This window comes from Streptomyces sp. NBC_00568 (assembly GCF_026341855.1).
In the GTDB taxonomy this organism is placed as follows: domain Bacteria; phylum Actinomycetota; class Actinomycetes; order Streptomycetales; family Streptomycetaceae; genus Streptomyces.
Genome location: NZ_JAPENW010000001.1, coordinates 7,298,748 through 7,314,895 on the forward strand (window position 1 = coordinate 7,298,748; position 16,148 = coordinate 7,314,895).

Annotated in this window: 15 protein-coding genes, 1 tRNA gene and 2 pseudogenes; 13 read left to right on the plus strand and 5 right to left on the minus strand. The window is 69.2% G+C overall.

The features are described from left to right. Positions 1–83 precede the first annotated feature (83 nt). Complete coding sequence (locus OOK38_RS31770; protein WP_266849168.1) at positions 84–773, plus strand: HEAT repeat domain-containing protein; 690 nt, start codon at positions 84–86, stop codon at positions 771–773. Further along, entirely contained in the window at positions 760–1,767 is a 1,008-nt protein-coding gene (locus OOK38_RS31775; RefSeq protein ID WP_266849400.1) for a HEAT repeat domain-containing protein, read from the plus strand. Before OOK38_RS31770 ends, OOK38_RS31775 begins: the two co-directional genes overlap by 14 nt. A 333-nt stretch (positions 1,768–2,100) precedes the next feature. Here OOK38_RS31775 and OOK38_RS31780 read toward each other — a convergent pair whose 3' ends face one another. Then, entirely contained in the window at positions 2,101–2,931 is an 831-nt protein-coding gene (locus OOK38_RS31780; RefSeq protein WP_266766169.1) for an endonuclease/exonuclease/phosphatase family protein, read from the minus strand. An 801-nt stretch (positions 2,932–3,732) separates the two neighbouring features. On the opposite strand from OOK38_RS31780, the gene OOK38_RS31785 reads away from it, so the two are divergent. Continuing rightward, a complete protein-coding gene (locus OOK38_RS31785) occupies positions 3,733–3,969 on the plus strand; it encodes a DUF5302 domain-containing protein (protein WP_266766168.1) in 237 nt (78 codons plus the stop codon). Between the two features lie 247 nt (positions 3,970–4,216). Further along, positions 4,217–4,495, plus strand: a pseudogene (locus OOK38_RS31790) (RNA-guided endonuclease InsQ/TnpB family protein); the annotation flags it as partial. Positions 4,496–5,195: 700 nt separating this feature from the next. Here OOK38_RS31790 and OOK38_RS31795 read toward each other — a convergent pair. Then, positions 5,196–5,780 carry a dihydrofolate reductase family protein gene (locus tag OOK38_RS31795; protein WP_266766167.1) on the minus strand — a complete coding sequence of 195 codons (585 nt, stop codon included), beginning with the start codon at positions 5,778–5,780 and terminating at the stop codon, positions 5,196–5,198. Positions 5,781–5,939: 159 nt separating this feature from the next. Here OOK38_RS31795 and OOK38_RS31800 point away from each other — a divergent pair, with 159 nt between their 5' ends. Both OOK38_RS31800 and OOK38_RS31805 read left to right on the plus strand, forming a co-directional pair. Beyond that, on the plus strand, positions 5,940–6,950 hold the full coding sequence (locus OOK38_RS31800) for a sigma-70 family RNA polymerase sigma factor (protein WP_266849169.1): 1,011 nt from the start codon (positions 5,940–5,942) through the stop codon (positions 6,948–6,950). A 463-nt stretch (positions 6,951–7,413) separates the two neighbouring features. After that, a complete protein-coding gene (locus tag OOK38_RS31805; protein ID WP_266766165.1) occupies positions 7,414–7,620 on the plus strand; it encodes a hypothetical protein in 207 nt (68 codons plus the stop codon). A 271-nt stretch (positions 7,621–7,891) separates the two neighbouring features. On the opposite strand, the gene OOK38_RS31810 is transcribed toward OOK38_RS31805, so the two are convergent. Further along, positions 7,892–8,053 carry a hypothetical protein gene (locus tag OOK38_RS31810; protein ID WP_266849171.1) on the minus strand — a complete coding sequence of 54 codons (162 nt, stop codon included), beginning with the start codon at positions 8,051–8,053 and terminating at the stop codon, positions 7,892–7,894. 894 nt (positions 8,054–8,947) lie between these two features. Between OOK38_RS31810 and OOK38_RS31815 the strand changes: the two genes are divergently transcribed. Continuing rightward, positions 8,948–9,985, plus strand: coding sequence for a hypothetical protein (locus tag OOK38_RS31815; RefSeq protein ID WP_266849172.1), 1,038 nt, complete (start codon positions 8,948–8,950; stop codon positions 9,983–9,985). 323 nt (positions 9,986–10,308) lie between these two features. Then, positions 10,309–10,620: a cold-shock protein gene (locus tag OOK38_RS31820; RefSeq protein ID WP_266766163.1), complete on the plus strand. Its 312-nt coding sequence runs from the start codon at positions 10,309–10,311 to the stop codon at positions 10,618–10,620. Between the two features lie 29 nt (positions 10,621–10,649). On the opposite strand, the gene OOK38_RS31825 is transcribed toward OOK38_RS31820, so the two are convergent. Continuing rightward, positions 10,650–11,789, minus strand: coding sequence for a pentapeptide repeat-containing protein (locus OOK38_RS31825; RefSeq protein ID WP_266766162.1), 1,140 nt, complete (start codon positions 11,787–11,789; stop codon positions 10,650–10,652). Between the two features lie 388 nt (positions 11,790–12,177). On the opposite strand from OOK38_RS31825, the gene OOK38_RS31830 reads away from it, so the two are divergent. The 3 genes from OOK38_RS31830 to OOK38_RS31840 all read left to right on the plus strand — a co-directional run bounded on the left by OOK38_RS31830 (position 12,178) and on the right by OOK38_RS31840 (position 14,219). Continuing rightward, positions 12,178–12,525 carry a PadR family transcriptional regulator gene (locus OOK38_RS31830; RefSeq protein WP_266766161.1) on the plus strand — a complete coding sequence of 116 codons (348 nt, stop codon included), beginning with the start codon at positions 12,178–12,180 and terminating at the stop codon, positions 12,523–12,525. Next, on the plus strand, positions 12,522–13,340 hold the full coding sequence (locus tag OOK38_RS31835; protein ID WP_266766160.1) for an HD domain-containing protein: 819 nt from the start codon (positions 12,522–12,524) through the stop codon (positions 13,338–13,340). The genes OOK38_RS31830 and OOK38_RS31835 overlap by 4 nt, the downstream gene beginning before the upstream one ends. Positions 13,341–14,145: 805 nt before the next feature. Beyond that, positions 14,146–14,219: transfer RNA gene (locus tag OOK38_RS31840), tRNA-Met, on the plus strand. Between the two features lie 117 nt (positions 14,220–14,336). Here OOK38_RS31840 and OOK38_RS31845 read toward each other — a convergent pair. Continuing rightward, complete coding sequence (locus tag OOK38_RS31845) at positions 14,337–14,978, minus strand: TetR/AcrR family transcriptional regulator (RefSeq protein WP_266766159.1); 642 nt, start codon at positions 14,976–14,978, stop codon at positions 14,337–14,339. Positions 14,979–15,062: 84 nt separating this feature from the next. Here OOK38_RS31845 and OOK38_RS31850 point away from each other — a divergent pair, with 84 nt between their 5' ends. Then, on the plus strand, positions 15,063–15,800 hold the full coding sequence (locus OOK38_RS31850; protein WP_266766158.1) for an SDR family NAD(P)-dependent oxidoreductase: 738 nt from the start codon (positions 15,063–15,065) through the stop codon (positions 15,798–15,800). Further along, positions 15,797–16,021, plus strand: a pseudogene (locus OOK38_RS31855) (DUF664 domain-containing protein); the annotation flags it as partial. The gene OOK38_RS31850 and the pseudogene OOK38_RS31855, both read left to right, overlap by 4 nt. Positions 16,022–16,148: the final 127 nt, after the last annotated feature.

Sequence of the window (16,148 nt, forward strand, 5' to 3'; positions counted from 1 at the left end):
CCGATGGCCCGTAGCCGGGCAGCCGGCCCCGTTGACCTTGACACGGTGACAAGGTCTTCACTGCCTCCCAGGAGGTGGTCCCGATGACCATGACGAGACAGGACACGGACACGCTACGAGCACTGCGGGGACTGGAGGACAGCCGTTCGTCCGTGCGACTGCGGGCCGCTCTCGCGGTCGGTACGCTGCCTGACCCGCGCTTCGTCGACAAGCTCATCGAGCGCTGCGCGGTCGAGCCCGAGTTCTTCGTCCGCGACATGCTGACCTGGGCACTCACTCGCCACCCGGTGTCCCTGACGCTCCCCGGGCTGCTCCGCGCAGTCCGCTCGGAGCGGCCACAGGCACGCAGCCAGGCGCTGCACACGCTGTCCAAGATCGGAGACCCGCAGGCGTGGCCGGCGATCACACGCACACTGCTGTCCGACGCCGATGACGAGGTGGCGAGGAGCGCCTGGCGGACCGCGACCGTGCTCGTGCCGGCCGGCCAGGAGCCCGCCTTGGCCACGGTGCTCGCAACACAGCTCGGGCGCGGTGAGCAGGAGACACAGCTGAGCCTCAGTCAGGCGCTGGTCGCACTGGGCGAAGTGATCGTGCCGGCGCTGCAAGCCGCGACGACGGCCCCTGACCCGCACGTGCGTGCGCACGCGCTCGCCACACAAAGGCTGCTGCGCGACCCGGACGCCGGCTTCACATTGGCGATCGAGGCGGCCAAGCGCGCCGCGGCCCTCGTCGGGGCCCCCAGGACAGACGATGAGAACCGTGCTGATCGGTGAGGTGTCGAGGCGGTCCGGAGTCAGTTCCCGCATGCTCCGGCACTACGAATCCCTCGGCCTGGTACGGCCTTCAAACCGTACGGGATCCGGATATCGGGAGTACTCCGCAAAGGACATCCGACGGATCTTCCACATCGAGAGCCTGCGGTCGCTGGGCCTGTCACTGCGGGAGATCGGGCGCGCGCTCGACGATCCCGCCTTCACGCCTTCGGCGCTCGTCGGCGACCTCATCCGCCAGACGCACGATCGCATCGCGGCCGAGACCGAGTTGCTCACACAGCTCCGCCGGATCCACGCCGCGGATCCCGTCGGCTGGGAGGACGTGCTCCAGGTCGTCGCGCTCCTCCAAGCCCTGAGGTCGAAGAGCGCCGACATGCGCCAACGCGCGGTCCTCCACCCGGGCGACGAGGTTCCCGTGCCGGTGGAGGCCCTGGTCGAGGCGACACTCAGCGAGACGGAGCCGAACGTCGCCGGCGCCCTGCGATGGGCACTGGCGCGATCGCACGACGACGGCACCCTGGCACTGCTCGCGGAAGGCCTCACCTCACCGGAGGCCGCGGTGCGGGAGCGTGCCGTTCAAGCCCTCGTCGAGATGCCGGGCGATGAAGCCACCGCGCAACTGCGGGATGCCCTTGCGAACCCCGACGCCGTGGTCCGCGGGTACGCGGCCCTGGCACTCGGTGCATGCGGTGTGGCCGATGCCGTCCCGGCGCTCATCGACATGATCGTGGAAGGAAGGAACGACACCGATGCAGCCGACGCACTGAGCGTGCTGGCGAGCGACACCGTGACGCCGGATCAGATCGCGACCCGGCTTGTCGACCGCCTTGCCGACGACACCACCCAGGCACCTGCACGCGGCCGGTTGACCCAAGCACTGGCGGACATTCCGGGGACGACGGCTTCACGAGCCCTCCTGGAGCTGTCACATGACGAGGACCGCGCTGTTGCGCTGACTGCCGCATACCTTCTTCGGCTCCGCGACGCACGGTGACGACACGACCCCATCGTGCCCGGCCGGCGAACCGCGACGCCCTCTCAGGTGCAGCGTCGCCCGCGGAACGACAAGCTCCTGGGGTCCAGATCTCCCGGAGAATCGGGCCACTCGTCGAGTGCTGTGGTGACAGCGCCGGCCCACCGGCGGGAGAACTCCCGGCGCAGACGCACGCCATGGACACCGTCGCCACCGACTGATCCGCTGCCACAGGGGCCGGCCGGACCGCCCGTGCGTGAGGCCACGCCCGCGCGCCGCACACGCCCTACCCCCGCCGGGCGGCTCCGTGTCCGCCGCCCTGTGCTCCTCAATCCCGGTCGGGCGGTCTCCGTGTCACTTCGACCGGATCAGCCGCGCCTGCACGCCGTAGTGGTCGGACAGGTAGGCCTGGCGGCCGTCGCCCAGTGTCACCTTGTCCTGGAACACGAAGTCGGCGCCGCCGGTCAGCGTCTCCCCGGCTGCGGCCCGGACCAGTACGTGGTCCAAGGCCGGCGGCGACGGCCATCGAGGTGTGGGCCGGTAGGTCGGACGCGTGTCGCCGGCGAGGATGTCGCGCAGCCCCGCTGCGGCGACGAAGCCGGCGAGTGCCGCCGAGTCGCGCGGGATGTTCAGGTCACCGACCACGGCGACGGGCAGGGACGGGCCGACGGCCGCGATCAGCCCGGTGAGCCGGGCCAGTTCGGCACCTGCGATCCGTGAGTACCGGTTCGTGGGGGACCAGTCGTCGTCGCGGTTGGCCGACAGATGGGTGTTCACGACCACCAGTTCACCGTCCGGGGTGGCGACGGACGCCAGCTGGGCCCCCTTGCGCATGAGGAGTTCGCCGCGCACCGGGCCCGTCATCGGGTACCGCACGAACCGCCACCGGCTGATCGGCCACCGGGACAGCAGCACCAGGCCGCCCTTGAGCAGGACCGTGCCCGAGTAGGCGAAGTGCCGGTACGCAGGAGCGGCACGGCGGATCAGCCGGGCGTTGCGGCGGAACATGACCTCCTGCAGGCAGACGATGTCGTAGTCGGACCGGTCGAGCGCCGCGCCGAGGGCCCGCAGCCGAGCCGGGACATCGCCGGTGAAGAGGGTGTTCATGGTCAGCAGCCGCAGGGCCTTCACGGACTTGTCACCTTCCGTCCGGTGGCCTGCCGGGCCGTGCGGGGAGTCGCTCACGGCGTTGATCGTACTGTTCGCCCCTGCCGCCGAAAGGCCCGAAGTCGTGGACGGACACTGCCGCGAGAGAGGTGTCGGTGGCGTACGGTCCCGGGCCCGCAACCGCGGCGTACGCACACTCGCCGGCGTCACTCCACAGGACACGACCGGGTCGGGAACGACCGGGGGATGACCGATGACCTCCCCGCCGGCCCGGCACCCGAACCGGCAGCCCGCCCCGGCGGCCAGGACGAACTGCGCGCACTGTCGGCTCCGCGCCGCTCGGCGTGGACGACCACATGCTCACCGCCCCCGGGCTGCCGGGGACGTTCCGGCAGCAGCTGTTCACCGCTCCCGGGACGCCCGGTCGCCGTGGCGCCCCAGATCGCCGGCGCGGAGGGCATGGGGCTGATGAACGGGGTGGAGAGGTTCGCGGGCGCGGTGTGGGAACAGCAGTGCCCCGTCGCGGTGTCAGAGCCGTACGGGGATGCCACGGCTCGAAGCAACTGTTGTTCGAGCCGGCTCTCGGGTGCACCTCGCGAGAACACCTCTTGCCCCGACTCCTGCCGCATCTCCCGCCGGGATCTCTCGCGACTTCGCTTGCGCGAGAATCGCCCACATCACGGAGTCCGTGCAGGTCACCTCGCCCGCGCGGGCGTGGTCGCGGCTCCGACATCCCCGTTGCGGGTGCTTTTGCCGATGTCTCTGGCTGTAGTCGAGGAGAGGGAGGGCGGAATCGGCGGCGCGGACGCCCCGGGGACCGGGGTGCGGTGCCCGCCATGACAAGCTGTGCTTCCCACCACACAGTCCCAGGAGATCACCATGGCCGCAGAGTCTTCATCGCCCGAAGAGCCGGTTGACGGCGAGAGCCCTTCCCTCTCGCCCGACGATGACGCCCAGGACGACCTGAAGCGCAAGTTCCGGGAGGCTCTGGCGCGCAAGCGTGGTCTGCAGGCGGACGCCGCTGACCTCACTGCGAGCACCAACAAGTCGAAGGTCCACGGCGCGCACGGCCCGGCCGCGAGCCAGCGGTCGTTCCGTCGAAAGAGCGGCGGCTGAGTCCCACAACGGCCTCAGGACGGGACTCGGCAGCGCCAGGCGATTTCTGGCGCCGGCCAGTTGGGCCGCGACCAACGACGACATCGAGCGGGGTCGCCCGGACAACGACTTTGGACCGGCCGACTCGGCCGGACACCCGACTGAAGACGAGCCACGCGAGTCGATCTGCGGCAACGTTCGCGGCATAGCGGCACGTCGCCCTCGCCAACTCACAGACCGGGTCCTCCCCGCCGACGCCGGGGTGCTCCGGGCCGGACTCAACAAGTCGATCAACGATGCCGGATGGGGGGTGTTCCTGACGATCCTGCAGGCCAAGGCTGAAAGCGCCGGACGGGAAGTGATCGCCGTCGACCCCCGCAACACCTCCCGCACCTGCCCCCACTGCGGGCACACCGCCAAGGAGAACCGGCCCACACAGGAGAAGTTCCACTGCATCGCCTGCGGACATATTGCGCACGCGGACACGGTGGGAGCACTCAACGTTCTACGGGCCGGGCTGGTCCGTCGCAACGCCCACCCGGCGTAACGAGAAGCCCCTGGCTTCAGCCGGGGAGGAGTCACGATGTACACGTCGTAGCCTTTGCCCTTGCCCGCCAGGGCCTGCGCCCAGCTGTATCTGGTGTCCGGGTGCGAGGAGCTGCCGGGCGCAGGGAGCACGAGGTCGAAGCCGGGGAGGGCCGGAACACTCCTGCCGTGGAGCATGAGGACCGGCTTGGGGGTGCCGCCGGATCCGGCGGCCTTGTATTCCCGTACAAAGAGATTGATCTGGTCGCCGGCGTTCGCCGGGATGGTCGATTTGTGCTTGACCTGGTGGTCAACGGGAGTCATGTGCGACATGGTCGCCTCAGATGTCTGTTCGCCCCGGGAACGGTTGTTCCCGGAGTGGTCAGCATTTCTGCCGCCCCTGGGCGGTACGGGGAGTCGGGACGGCGGGGCGCACGACGGTGACTGATCGGGTGGCCGCCGCTCCTCCGATCGGCGGGGCGCGCCCGGGGGCGCGTCAGCGACTGCGCTGCGGGCACGGGAATCCGTCACTCACCGACGTGTTGACTCCGAAGAGGTCGACTCCGGAGTCCGCACGGGCCGATGGGGGCCTGGTGTCCGAACTCTGCGACTCCTGCCCTTTCCAGGGGGTTTGCCGAGCCGAGGCCGAACCCCGACGGAACCGGTTCACGCCCGGCTCCGGGTCTTCCGAGGCGCTTGGTGATCCCTCGGCCGCCTGGCCGCTAGGCGTTGTGGACGAACGTGTAGGTGAGGAAGGCCAGACCGTCCCCGATGGTCCTGGCTTCGACCAGGCGCATGGGCTTCCTGCCGCCGGCCTCGCCGAAGAACCGTTCACCGGACCCGAGCACGACGGGGAAGACGACCAGCCGCACCTCGTCGACGAGGTCGTGCTCGATCAGCGTACGGCCGAGCCGATAGCTGGCAGGGACGACGATTTTTCCCTCCAGCTCCTGCTTCAGCTTCGCAACCTCGCTCACCACGTCGCCCGTCAGGACCGTCGAGTTGTTCCAGTCGGGTTCTTCGAGGGTCGAGGAGACGACGTACTTGGGCATGCTGTTCAACCGGTCCGCGAGCTCGCCGCTCCGGGGCCGCCACCGGACCCCGAAGAACTCATAGCTTCTGCGGCCCAGCAGCCACGCCTCGGCGCGCAGCGCCTCCTCGAGCGCGACCTTGTTCCACTCAGCGAGATCCTCGCCCCCGAACCGGGTGAACCAGCCGCCCAGCTCGAAGCCCTCCGCACCGTCCGGGTCCTGGACCACTCCATCGAGCGAGACGTTCTGCGGCCCGCTCATCACGATCTTTCCCATGACGATCCTCCTTCGCGCCGGCGTTGTTCGTCGGCTACGCAGGTACAGGCGCCGCGGCGCCGGGAAACCGGGCGCCGGCAGACCGCCCAGTTCTCCTCCCTGCCGGCGCCTGTACAGGATGGAAGTGCGACACGGCGCGGGAAGAAGGTGACGGTGAGGATGGCGGCAGCCGATCTGGTCGAAAGGGCGCGGGCCGGGGACAACGACGCGTTCCGGGAGCTGACCGAGCCCTACCTTCGAGAGCTGCAGGTGCACTGCTATCGCATGCTCGGATCCCTGGAGGACGCCGAGGACGCCCTACAGAACACGCTGCTGTCCGCCTGGCAAAGCCTTGGCGGGTTCGAGGGACGTGCCTCGCTGCGCACCTGGCTCTACCGGATCGCGACCCATCGGTGTCTCGACGCGCGCCGCGCGGCCGCCCGGCGCCCGGCCAAGGAGTGGGATGTGCCAGGGGTCGAACCGCCCGAGCCGACCCGGCTCGGCGAGGTCGTATGGCTGCAGCCGTTTCCCGGCGCCCTCCTGGAAGGCGCGGTGGAGGCGCCGCTCGGCCCGGAGGCCCGCTACGAACAGACGGAATCCATCTCTCTGGCCTTCGTGACCGCCCTGCAGGTCCTGCCGCCCCGCCAGCTCGCCGTCCTCGTCCTGCGCGATGTCCTGGGGTTCAGGGCGAGCGAAGTGGCCGACATGCTGGACTCGACCGTCACATCGGTCAACAGCGCCCTCAAACGAGCACGCGCAGGCCTGCAGCGCCACCGGCCGCCGCCCGCCGGTCAGCAGCCGCCTCCCCCCGCCGGATCACCCGCCGAGGACGCGATCGTGGCGAGGTTCGTCCACGCGTGGGAGTCCGCCGATCTCGATGCGCTGGTGGCACTCCTGACCGACGACGTCTTCATGTCGATGCCGCCGATGCCTTTCGAATACCAGGGCCAGGACATCGTGGCCCGCTTCTGCGCCGGCCTGTTCGACGCCGGCCGCAGGTTCGACCTCGTTCCGTCGCGTGCCAACGGCCAGCCGGCGTTCGGGGCCTACCTGCGCACCCCCAACGGCATCAGCCACGGGGTCGGCCTGTACGTCCTCACGCTCACCGGTGACCGGATCTGCGCTCTGACCCGATTCGACAACAGCGTGCTCCCATGGTTCGGGCTGCCCCGATCACTTCCGAGCCGGTAGCCGGTAGCCGGTAGCCGGTAGCCGGTAGCCGGTAGCCGGATGCGAGGGCGCGGCGGGGCTGCCGTGCCCCACCCGGCGTTGTTGTGCGAGCGCGACGGCTACCGGGGTGATGACGTACGTCGAGCCGGCGAAGGCCGCGCTCACCGGGATGACCGGCCCTGGTCGGACAGGTCGCCCAGGCGGGCGGCAGGGAAGGACAGTGCAGCGGGACCCATCGACTGCTTGATGTCACCAGCGAAGATCGCGGTCCCTGCCGAGAGGGCAGAGCGCCATCCCCCGACCGGAGTTCAGCGGGTGACAGCGCCGACCACAAAGCACGACCGCCATGCCCGCCGACCTTCTCCACCGCGCTTCGTGACAGCCGACGGCCGGTGCTGAACTGGAGGCGTGCCGCACGGCCCCGTACACTCGGCGGCTGCCTCCGTGTCCGACGCGAGGCGCCGACAGGAAGGACGCGTCGCTCGTGTTCCAGGAAGCCCCGATCTACACACAGCTCGTCGCGGAGCGCGGTGACGTGCCGGCGCAGGTGCGCGGCGAGGCCGAGCGGATCGGCAGGGACCTTCAGCGGGTGATGCTCCCCTTGCAGGTTTCCGCTCCTCCCACACCCGAGCGCGCATGGCCCAGCGCGCCTGCCGGCCTGGCGCTCCCGGCCGGCGCGCAGCCGAGCTGACCGACACCACCCGCGGATCGTGCGTCCGGCGGATGGCCTCCGAGTACAGGTCGGGCCGGGCTCGCCCACGACATCGGCGGAGCCGGACGCCCCCTGAATTTCCTCGCAGACCGCGCGTCGGGGACGGACATGGCACGTGGACGCAGGCGAGTCCGTCACTTCCCCAGTGGTGGCGGACCCGCCTTTCTGCGTGGCCGAAGGCGTCGGTTTCAGTGAGGCGGCCTCCTCGACAGGCCAAGCTCTCGATCGGACGAGTTGTCAGTGGCAACGCCTACCGCCGGGTGCACCCGGCCAGTTCGCCGAACTCTCGTGACAGTGTCGGAGTGTCTGCCGCCACGGCGACCGCACCGTGGCGGCGCCTGCGGCCGAGCACGGGCCGGGCCGGCCCGCACTCCGCCAGCCGGGCGCGTGCGATGTCCTCTTCCCCGGACATGCTGCTCGTTCTACGCTCGTACACGTCGGTGAGCCGTACAGCTCCGTCCGAGCGGCACGTGGGGGAGACCATGGACGTTCCGACGCTGATCGTTCTGGGGGCTGTGGGCGGATTTTTACGCGGGGCTGTGGACCTGTACGTCCGGTTCCGGGAATGGCTGGCCGACCGCCACGTCCATCAGCAGCGTGTGTCCACAGGAACGGCTGATGGCCAGGCTCCGAGGTTCGGTGCGTACGTGGACTCCGCTGCCGACTCCGCGGCGGCCGCTGTGCACAGCCTGCTGGGGGCCGCAGCCGCCGTGCTCTTCGGTACCACAGGGCAGATCAGCGGTCACTACGCTGCCCTCGTCGTGGGTCTGTCCGCCCCCATGCTCCTCACACAGCTCAGTCACGTTCAGGCGGTGAGTGACATCGTCACCGGCAACGGCGAGCACACCGTCGTGGCACCTGGAGCAGAGGCCGGTGCGGGGACAGCTGCTGATGGAGCGCAGCCGGTCGTGGGCGGCGCGGCGAGCTCGTCAGCACCCGGCCAGCCGCGGGCTTCCACGGCACCGACGGCAGTTCAGGCCCCGTCTGCTCCATCGGGTACCGACCAAGGGGCGGCGGACCATCACACGGCCCAACCTGCGTTTCCTGCCTCTGCGGCGGCATCCTCGGTGCAGCCCCAGGGGAGCCGAGGGCGCCAGGAGGCCGCACATCTCACGGATGACGTGGACCCCCAGCCTCCCGCTCGCCGCGAGCGGCGCGCTGACCGGCAGGAGGGGACCGGCGACGGTCTGCCGCACGTCGCCCCTCACAGCGCGGACCGCCGCCTTGGGGACGTGGAAGAGGGCTCCGGTAGTCCTGTCACGCCACGCTTGCAGCACCGGCCGGTGCCGGGCGAGGAGGGGCTGCTGTGACTACCGTTCCGCAGCACCTGCTGAGCGAGGACCGTCCGGAGTACGAGCGGATCCTCGATGAGGCGCTGCTCTCCGCACCCGCCCGTCCGGAACTGGCCTCTATGGGACAGCGGCTGAGCCCTGAGCAACTGCGCACCATGGCCCTCAACGCGAGCGGTCTCATCACGGCGGCCGCAGCTCCCGAGTACGAGCACTATGTGAAGATCCGTGAGGAATGGCGCGGGCCGGCAGCTCCGCCACTGCCGGCCGCGCCTCCGCCCGAAAGTCCCCCGGCAGGCCGCGGCCGACTCCCCACGGCCAGTCTGGGCCGCAGGATCCGCGCGTCCGTTCTCAGCGGCGGCCCTGGCCACGGTCGCCAGACCGGCACAGTCACCCGGCAGAGCTGGGCCGGCATGTCCTTCGGGCGGCGTGTGCTGGCATCCGTTCTCGGCCTGCGGGTGCGACCGTCCCTTCCCCCGCCACTGCGGGGATCATCAAACGCCGCTCACTCAGGTAGCCCGGCGCAGCCGCCCTCTCCCGCCGCGGACAAAAGCACGGCCCGACTCGCTGCGACGCTGGGCGAGGTCGCCGAGAGCGCCGGCGCCGGTCTCATCGCCGTCGTCGCAGTCCTGGCACCCGTCCTCGCCGGGACCGCTGCACTGATCTTCCTGGTGATCGGATACCTCCTGAGCTTCCTCGACCCCGAACCGGCCTACGCTCAGGACGCACTGGGAACAGGGTGGGTGCTGGGCGCTGTGACAGCAGTGTCGGTTCTGGCCTCGGCCATCGGTCTGCTGGTGACGGCAATGCGCAACGGCGGCCTCGAGCAGACGGCGCCGCTCAGCCTGTCGGAGGAGGTCGCCCGTGCCAAGGAGGTCTGGCAAAAGGCTCTGCTGGAACGCGGCATTCTGCCCTTCTTGCGTGAAGCGCTCGCAGAACCTGTCGTCGCGTCCGTCGGGTCACGCTCCGACCCGCACGCACGGTCGCTGCTGAGCGCCGATCATCCCTGGTTCACCAACCCCGACTTCGGCGGACCGGAACACCAACCCGGATGAACCCCCCCGTCGTCCCCCAGCATCGCCACGTCCAAGTCCGGCTCTTCGTGTCCGGCGACGGCCACTCCATGCCGACGACGAGTCGACGCCCTGTTCCAGGAGCAGTGTCGTGCGCGGTGCCGTAGGCCGTGGAAGCGGATCCGGCGGGGGCCGGCGCGGTGGAGCAGGGTGGCGAAGCGGGCTTGGTGAACGGTCGCCGCCGTGTCGGATCAAGATCGAGTGGTTCCGGTCTGTCTGTAATATCACTGATGCTCGGTCGAGCGCTGCTGACCACAGTGCACGCCGGAACGGCGAATTGCCGGTACTGCAAGGGGGAACGGGGAATGCCTGACGTCACGTCGGCAGAGGTGTTCAGCGGGCGCGTGCTGGAGTGGCACAGCGAAGAGGGCTGGGGAGTTATCGCTTCCGATGCCCTCCCTGACGAGGTGTGGGTACATTTCTCGGCCATCCAAGCCGATGGCTACCGTGAGCTGATCGTTGGTCAGTCCGTCACTTTCTCGGCTGAGCAGGCAGAACAGGACGAGTACCGATGGCGTGCCGTGTCCGTCTGGCCTGAAGCCGGGGCACGGCGCTCGTCGAACGGGGACGAGGGGCCGGGCTGTTCATCCGGCCTGGACATCACGTCCGATTCCTGACGCGGTCGGTCACCGACTGAATTTCTCCATCACTGCGAGCCGCCACGGCGCTGAGGCGGCAATCCGCGTGCGCCCTCAAGGATCGCGCCCGACAGCTTTGCCCCGGTCAAGTCTGCGTTGCTCAGGTCTGCGTTGCTCAGGTCTGCATTGGTCAGGTCTGCGCCGCGCAGGTCGGCGCCGGTCAGGTCCGCATCAGTCAAGTCCGCGTCGATCAGAATGACGCCGCGCAGGTCCGCGGTGCTCAGGTTCGCGCCGATCAGGGACGCGCGGGTCAGGTTGGCGCTCGAGTCGGCCTCACTGGTTTCGTTGGTTTCCTCGGCCCTGCTCAGGTGCGCGTTGTGAAGGTTCGCTCCGCCGAGGTCCGCGCCGGTCATGTCGGCCGCGCCCAAGCGCGCGTTGGTCAAATTGGCGCTCCCGAGGAATGCGTGCCGCAGGTCCGCATTCGGCAGCTTCACGCCGGACATGTTCGCGTTGTCGAGGGACGCGCCTGAGAGGTCGAAATTCTCGAGGCCTGCGTCTCGGAGATCCGCGCCGGTGAAGAACGCGAAGCGGAAGTTGCTGCGTCTGGGCATGCCGCCTTCTGTGAGCCCCACTTCGCGCTCCAGACCGCGCAGATCGACACTGCTCAGATCCGCTCGGTACAGCGGCTTCCCGTCCTGGGTCACCTCCCGGTCGGCGGACCGGTTGCCCAGCACGGAAACTACGGCTGCTACGTCGGTAGGGGGTCTGTACTCCTCTGCCGGCTTGAAGCCACTGACCGGAACGGGAGCGTGCTGGCGTACGAACGCGGACAACACCGAGACCACAGTTCGCTGGTCTCGAGACGAGTCCTGCATGATGCGTTGCAGGGCGTAGATACCCCCTAGGCGCACATCCAACGATGCCTTTCCCAGGTTGGTGATCGCGGCGTTGAACCGGGTGGTGATCTGCCCCTGCTCGGAGATCTGTAGATCTTTGTTGGTCTGCCCGACCGACATCCACGTGAACAGCAGGGCGACGAGCGCAGCCAGTCCCGGCAGCGTGGACGCCGCGAGGGCCACCCACGTCAGTCGGCTGACACCACTGTCGCGGCCCGGCCCGATGGAACGGCTCCGTTGCCGTCGATGATCCCTGGCGGCCCGTCGACGTGCGATCCGGCGTAGTTGTGCGGCGGCAGACGACTCGGTCATCCACTCATGACATAGCAGGAAACAGTGCCCACTTCTCCGCCACGCTGTCGTAGCATCCGATCAGGACTGTCCGGAGGTGGTCGTAGGGGCCACGGACCGGTTGTGCACAACGCTGCCGACTGCGCTGCCCAAGCCCGTTCCAGCCGTGCGCAGTGCTGCACGCCGACTGTGCAGGCCCTCCGAACTCCTTGCGCAGACGCAGGCATGGCCAGCCGGACGGGTCGGCGTGACCCTGCACTGATGCCCGGCACCCTTTACGCCCAGGGGTGCAGTGTTCGGCGGTCAGCGTGGCGAGCGTCTGAACTGGGGCTCTGCGTCGTCGTGTTGGCGGCACTGACAGTCGCAGTTTCTCTAGACAGGCCATATATAGGCTATGTAGACTACGGGTATGGCGACGTTGCGGATGACCCTGCAGACCCAACTGGTACTGCGGGCTTTGCTGGAGGATCCCGCGAGACAGCGGTACGGCCTGGAGCTGTGCGAGTTGGCGGGACTGCCGTCGGGGACGATCTATCCGATCCTGGCCCGGCTGGAACAGGCCGGCTGGGTGGACAGCACCTGGGAGGATCCGGCTGTGCACGAGGAGGCAGGCCGGCCGCGGCGGCGCTTCTACCGGATCACACACGACGGCGCCGAGCAAGCCCGTGAGACCCTGGCACGCGCCTACCAGTCCCGCAAGCAACCGCTGCCGGGATGGGCGGCGGCCCGTCCGGCCACGGATGGGGGAGCTTCATGAACGGTGCGCGGTTACGGACTTGGCGCAGCAGGCGTGGGGATCAGTGCCCGTCCTATGACGAACTGCTTTCGAGCGTCCGCGTCCACCATCCTGCCGTAGATGCAGTACTGCTTCAGGGGGCCTATGCGGAGGCTGCTAGGTGGCACCAGGGTCATCTCCGCCGCAGTGGAGCCCCGGTGCTCGCGCACTGTGTGACCGTCGCTGCCATCGTGGCGGAGTGCGGCATGCCGCCCGACGTGGTCTGCGCGGCCCTGCTGCACGACCTTGAGGACACGGACTGCCCGCCCGAACGCGTTGCCGAGCTGTTCGGCCCGTACATCGCTGACCTCCTGCGGGCGATTCCGACCGCTCCGCTCGACATGCCTTCGGCCGCCGCCTTGGGAATTCCTGGCGATGCGCCATCGTTCGAGGCGGCCGTGCTGGCCATCCGACTCGCGGACCGGCTGCACAACATGCGCACCATCGCGTTCCTGTCCCAGGCCGCCCGCTATCGCAGGGCCTGCGAAACCGTCGACGTCTTCGCCCCGCTGGCGCACGCAGCGGGCCTGCACCACGTCAGCCGTGAACTGCACCATCTGGCCTCCGCCGTTCTCCGTAGCCCGGTTGCTTCCTACGCTGTCACCGGACGGACACTGGCCCTCCTTGCGCTGCTGCTGCCTTCCCGTCAGCGCTCCCGGTGGCAAGAAGAATGGACCGCCGAACTGGTTGCCCACCGCACTCGACGGACTCGCGCCCGCTACACCCTCCGCGTGCTGTGGCACACGCCACGCCTCTCGCTGGCGCTGCGGCGCCCCGTGGAGAGGGAGCAGTCATAGAGAACGTTCTAGCCCGTGCTGGAAGCGTGCTCGGCGCCACGGCAGCCGCTTGCGCGATGGCCTTCGTCGGCGGTGGTCTGCCGGCATGGATGACCGTGGCACTGTGCGCCGGGCTTCTCGCCCTGGCCGCGGCAGTGCTGTTCTGGCCCAGTGAAACCCCCGCCCGACGTTTGACGCATCTGATCCAGGCTTGGAGGGGTGCCACCGAGGCCGGGCTGCCTCAGCCGGACCAGTCATCGAGGTCCGTGATTTCACCGGAGGGGGAAAGTCTGTGACACGCGGTCCCTTCAGCAGACGTCGAACGCCAGTTGCCCTGAGGCCTCCGGCTTGCCGTACCCGTAAGAGCCCGGTCCAGGCTGCGCTCGGTGAGGACCCGCACCTGCCTGAGCCGAGGTTGGTTCCCTGCTCAACGCCCGGGCTATCGGCGCCTACCAGTAGTCGGCCAGGCCGGCGTACCGCGGGCGTGGACCACGTGCGGCCGCACCGGTACTGCCGGTCCTGCACGACCTCGATGCCATGGCGTTCGGACACGGTGATCAGTCGACGGACACGCTGCTGCGTGCGGCCGATGCCGACCATGCGCGGCCCATCGGTCGGCCTGTGTCCGGCGCGCGGGCTGCTCGGTCTCGTCCGCGGGTTCGAGGCCGAGGACGCTGCCGGGCATCCACTGCTGCGCCGGTGTCAGCTTGTACCAGTCGATTCTCTGCGCCGTCGTCCACGCGCCGAGGTCTCGCCCTGCACCGGATCCTGCGTCGTACGGTGGTCTTCGGTGCTTGCTGTGATGCCGTACGGTGGGGGATACCGACGCGGGGTGGAGCAGCTCGGTAGCTCGCTGGGCTCATAACCCAGAGGTCGCAGGTTCAAATCCTGTCCCCGCTACTGCTGGAGAGGGCCCGGATCCACACGATCCGGGCCCTCTCGCCTTCCCGGACGATCGCCCGTCCGGCTCCTGCCCAGGCACTGTCCGGCGGATCATGTGGCCGTGATGGCACCGAGTTAGTTCTCGCGGGCCGGACTGCGCCCGGTTGCGGGGCGTTTCTGCCCCTCGGGCATGGGCAGGACCGCCAGTGCGGTGTCTGCGATGTTCCGCAGCGTCTGCGGGTCCAGGCCGGCCTTGCCTACCGCCTCGATACCGCGGACCACCGTCAGCAGCAGTGCCGCCAACCGCTCCGGATCCGCAGCGCTGTCGATGTCGCCGTGGCGCTGGGCGGCGCTGATCTCCGTCCGCAGCAGGGTCAGCAGTGCCGTCATGGTCTCGGCCGACCGTCCGGCGACCGCCGGATCGTGCTGGGCCAGTTCCGCCGCGCCCTTGGCCAACAGGCATCCGCGGCGCTCGGTGTCTGAGGCGGTGTTCTCCGCCATCAGGTGCACGTATCCCGACAGCCGGGCCAAGGCCTCTGCGTCCGGGCCACCTGCCAGCCGCCCTTCGGCCACCTCAACGACTGCGGTGCACCAATCCCCGAACACGCGGTGGAACAGCTTGCCCTTGTCGCCGAACGCGCCGTACAGACTGCCCTTGCCCAGGCCGGTCACCTGGGCGATGTCGTCCATCCGGGTTCCTGCATAGCCGGTCGCCCAGAACTGTTCCCGGGCCCGCTCCAGGACTTGGCGTTCGTCGAATGCGCGTGGTCTCGGCATGATCTCAGCCTAACCATTCTTGACTCGATCGTCCATTACTGCCTACGTTATGGACGAACCATTCCACAATTGAAGGGGTTCGACATGCCAGGCGTGCTGCAGGAGAAGGTGGCCGTGATCACCGGAGGGACCAGCGGGATCGGGCTGGCCATCGCCCACCGCTTCGTCCGGGAGGGCGCACGGGTCTTCGTGACCGGCCGGGACATCGACCGCATCGAAGCGGCAGTCAAGGAGATAGGCCCTGCGGCCACCGGCGTACGCTCCGACGTCTCGGTCCTGGCCGACCTGGACGCGCTCTACGCGCGAGTCCGCGAGGAGGCCGGACGCATCGACGTGCTGGTGGCCAACGCGGGAATCGTCGCGGACGCCGCGCTCGGCGCCCACACCGAGGCGAACGTCGACCTGACGCTCGCCGTCAACGTCAAGGGCCCACTGTTCACCGTTCAGAAGGCGCTTCCGCTGCTGGCGGAGAACGCCTCCATCCTGGTCGTCGGCTCGAGCAACAGCGTGCGGCCCCATGAGCAACTCGAGGTCTACAGCGCCTCGAAGGCGGCGGTGAGCAACCTCGTGCACAACTGGGCCCGGCAGTCGCGGGAGCGCCGATTCCGGGTCAACGTGCTCAGCCCGGGACCCACACGGACCCCTGGCCTGCTGGGCGCCGCGGGGCCGGACGTCGACCAGTTCGCCGAGGCCCTCGTGCCACTGGGGCGGCTGGCTGACCCAAAGGAAATCGCCGAGGCCGCCCTCTTCCTGGCTTCGGACGCCTCGTCGTTCGTCACCGGCGCCGAACTCTTCGCCGACGGCGGCTACACCCGGGCCTGAACGACGGCCGGCGGTGCGCATCCGGTTCCCTCGAAGCGAAGGGGCGCACTCCCGGCCGCGCGCGTGCGTCGTACGAGGCCCAGTGCGCCCGCAGCAACGAGATCGTGGCCGCGGCCTCTTTGGATGACGTCGGCCGCCACCCCGACTGCCGCTCCGGCAACGCCAACCTCCGCTGGACGCTCATCCATCTCGTCGAGGAGACCGGACGGCACGCGGGGCACGCGGACATCGTGTCCTCGGCGGCGTTCGCCGAGATCTTCGCACTCTGCGCATCGATCGACTTGTGCTGGAGTGCGCTCGAACTCGTAGCGTCGCAGACACCACGGTGCACGAAGCCGTATCGCTGTC

What these genes read in the sequence shown, in the direction of transcription:
- OOK38_RS31850 (WP_266766158.1), top strand. Translation starts at nt 15,063, where the DNA reads ATGCCAGGCGTGCTGCAGGAGAAGGTGGCCGTGATCACCGGAGGGACC.
- OOK38_RS31810 (WP_266849171.1), bottom strand. Translation starts at nt 8,053, where the DNA reads ATGTCCGGGGAAGAGGACATCGCACGCGCCCGGCTGGCGGAGTGCGGG.
- OOK38_RS31820 (WP_266766163.1), top strand. Translation starts at nt 10,309, where the DNA reads ATGCCTGACGTCACGTCGGCAGAGGTGTTCAGCGGGCGCGTGCTGGAG.
- OOK38_RS31800 (WP_266849169.1), top strand. Translation starts at nt 5,940, where the DNA reads ATGGCGGCAGCCGATCTGGTCGAAAGGGCGCGGGCCGGGGACAACGAC.
- OOK38_RS31830 (WP_266766161.1), top strand. Translation starts at nt 12,178, where the DNA reads ATGGCGACGTTGCGGATGACCCTGCAGACCCAACTGGTACTGCGGGCT.
- OOK38_RS31825 (WP_266766162.1), bottom strand. Translation starts at nt 11,789, where the DNA reads ATGACCGAGTCGTCTGCCGCCGCACAACTACGCCGGATCGCACGTCGA.
- OOK38_RS31785 (WP_266766168.1), top strand. Translation starts at nt 3,733, where the DNA reads ATGGCCGCAGAGTCTTCATCGCCCGAAGAGCCGGTTGACGGCGAGAGC.
- OOK38_RS31795 (WP_266766167.1), bottom strand. Translation starts at nt 5,780, where the DNA reads ATGGGAAAGATCGTGATGAGCGGGCCGCAGAACGTCTCGCTCGATGGA.
- OOK38_RS31770 (WP_266849168.1), top strand. Translation starts at nt 84, where the DNA reads ATGACCATGACGAGACAGGACACGGACACGCTACGAGCACTGCGGGGA.
- OOK38_RS31845 (WP_266766159.1), bottom strand. Translation starts at nt 14,978, where the DNA reads ATGCCGAGACCACGCGCATTCGACGAACGCCAAGTCCTGGAGCGGGCC.
- OOK38_RS31835 (WP_266766160.1), top strand. Translation starts at nt 12,522, where the DNA reads ATGAACGGTGCGCGGTTACGGACTTGGCGCAGCAGGCGTGGGGATCAG.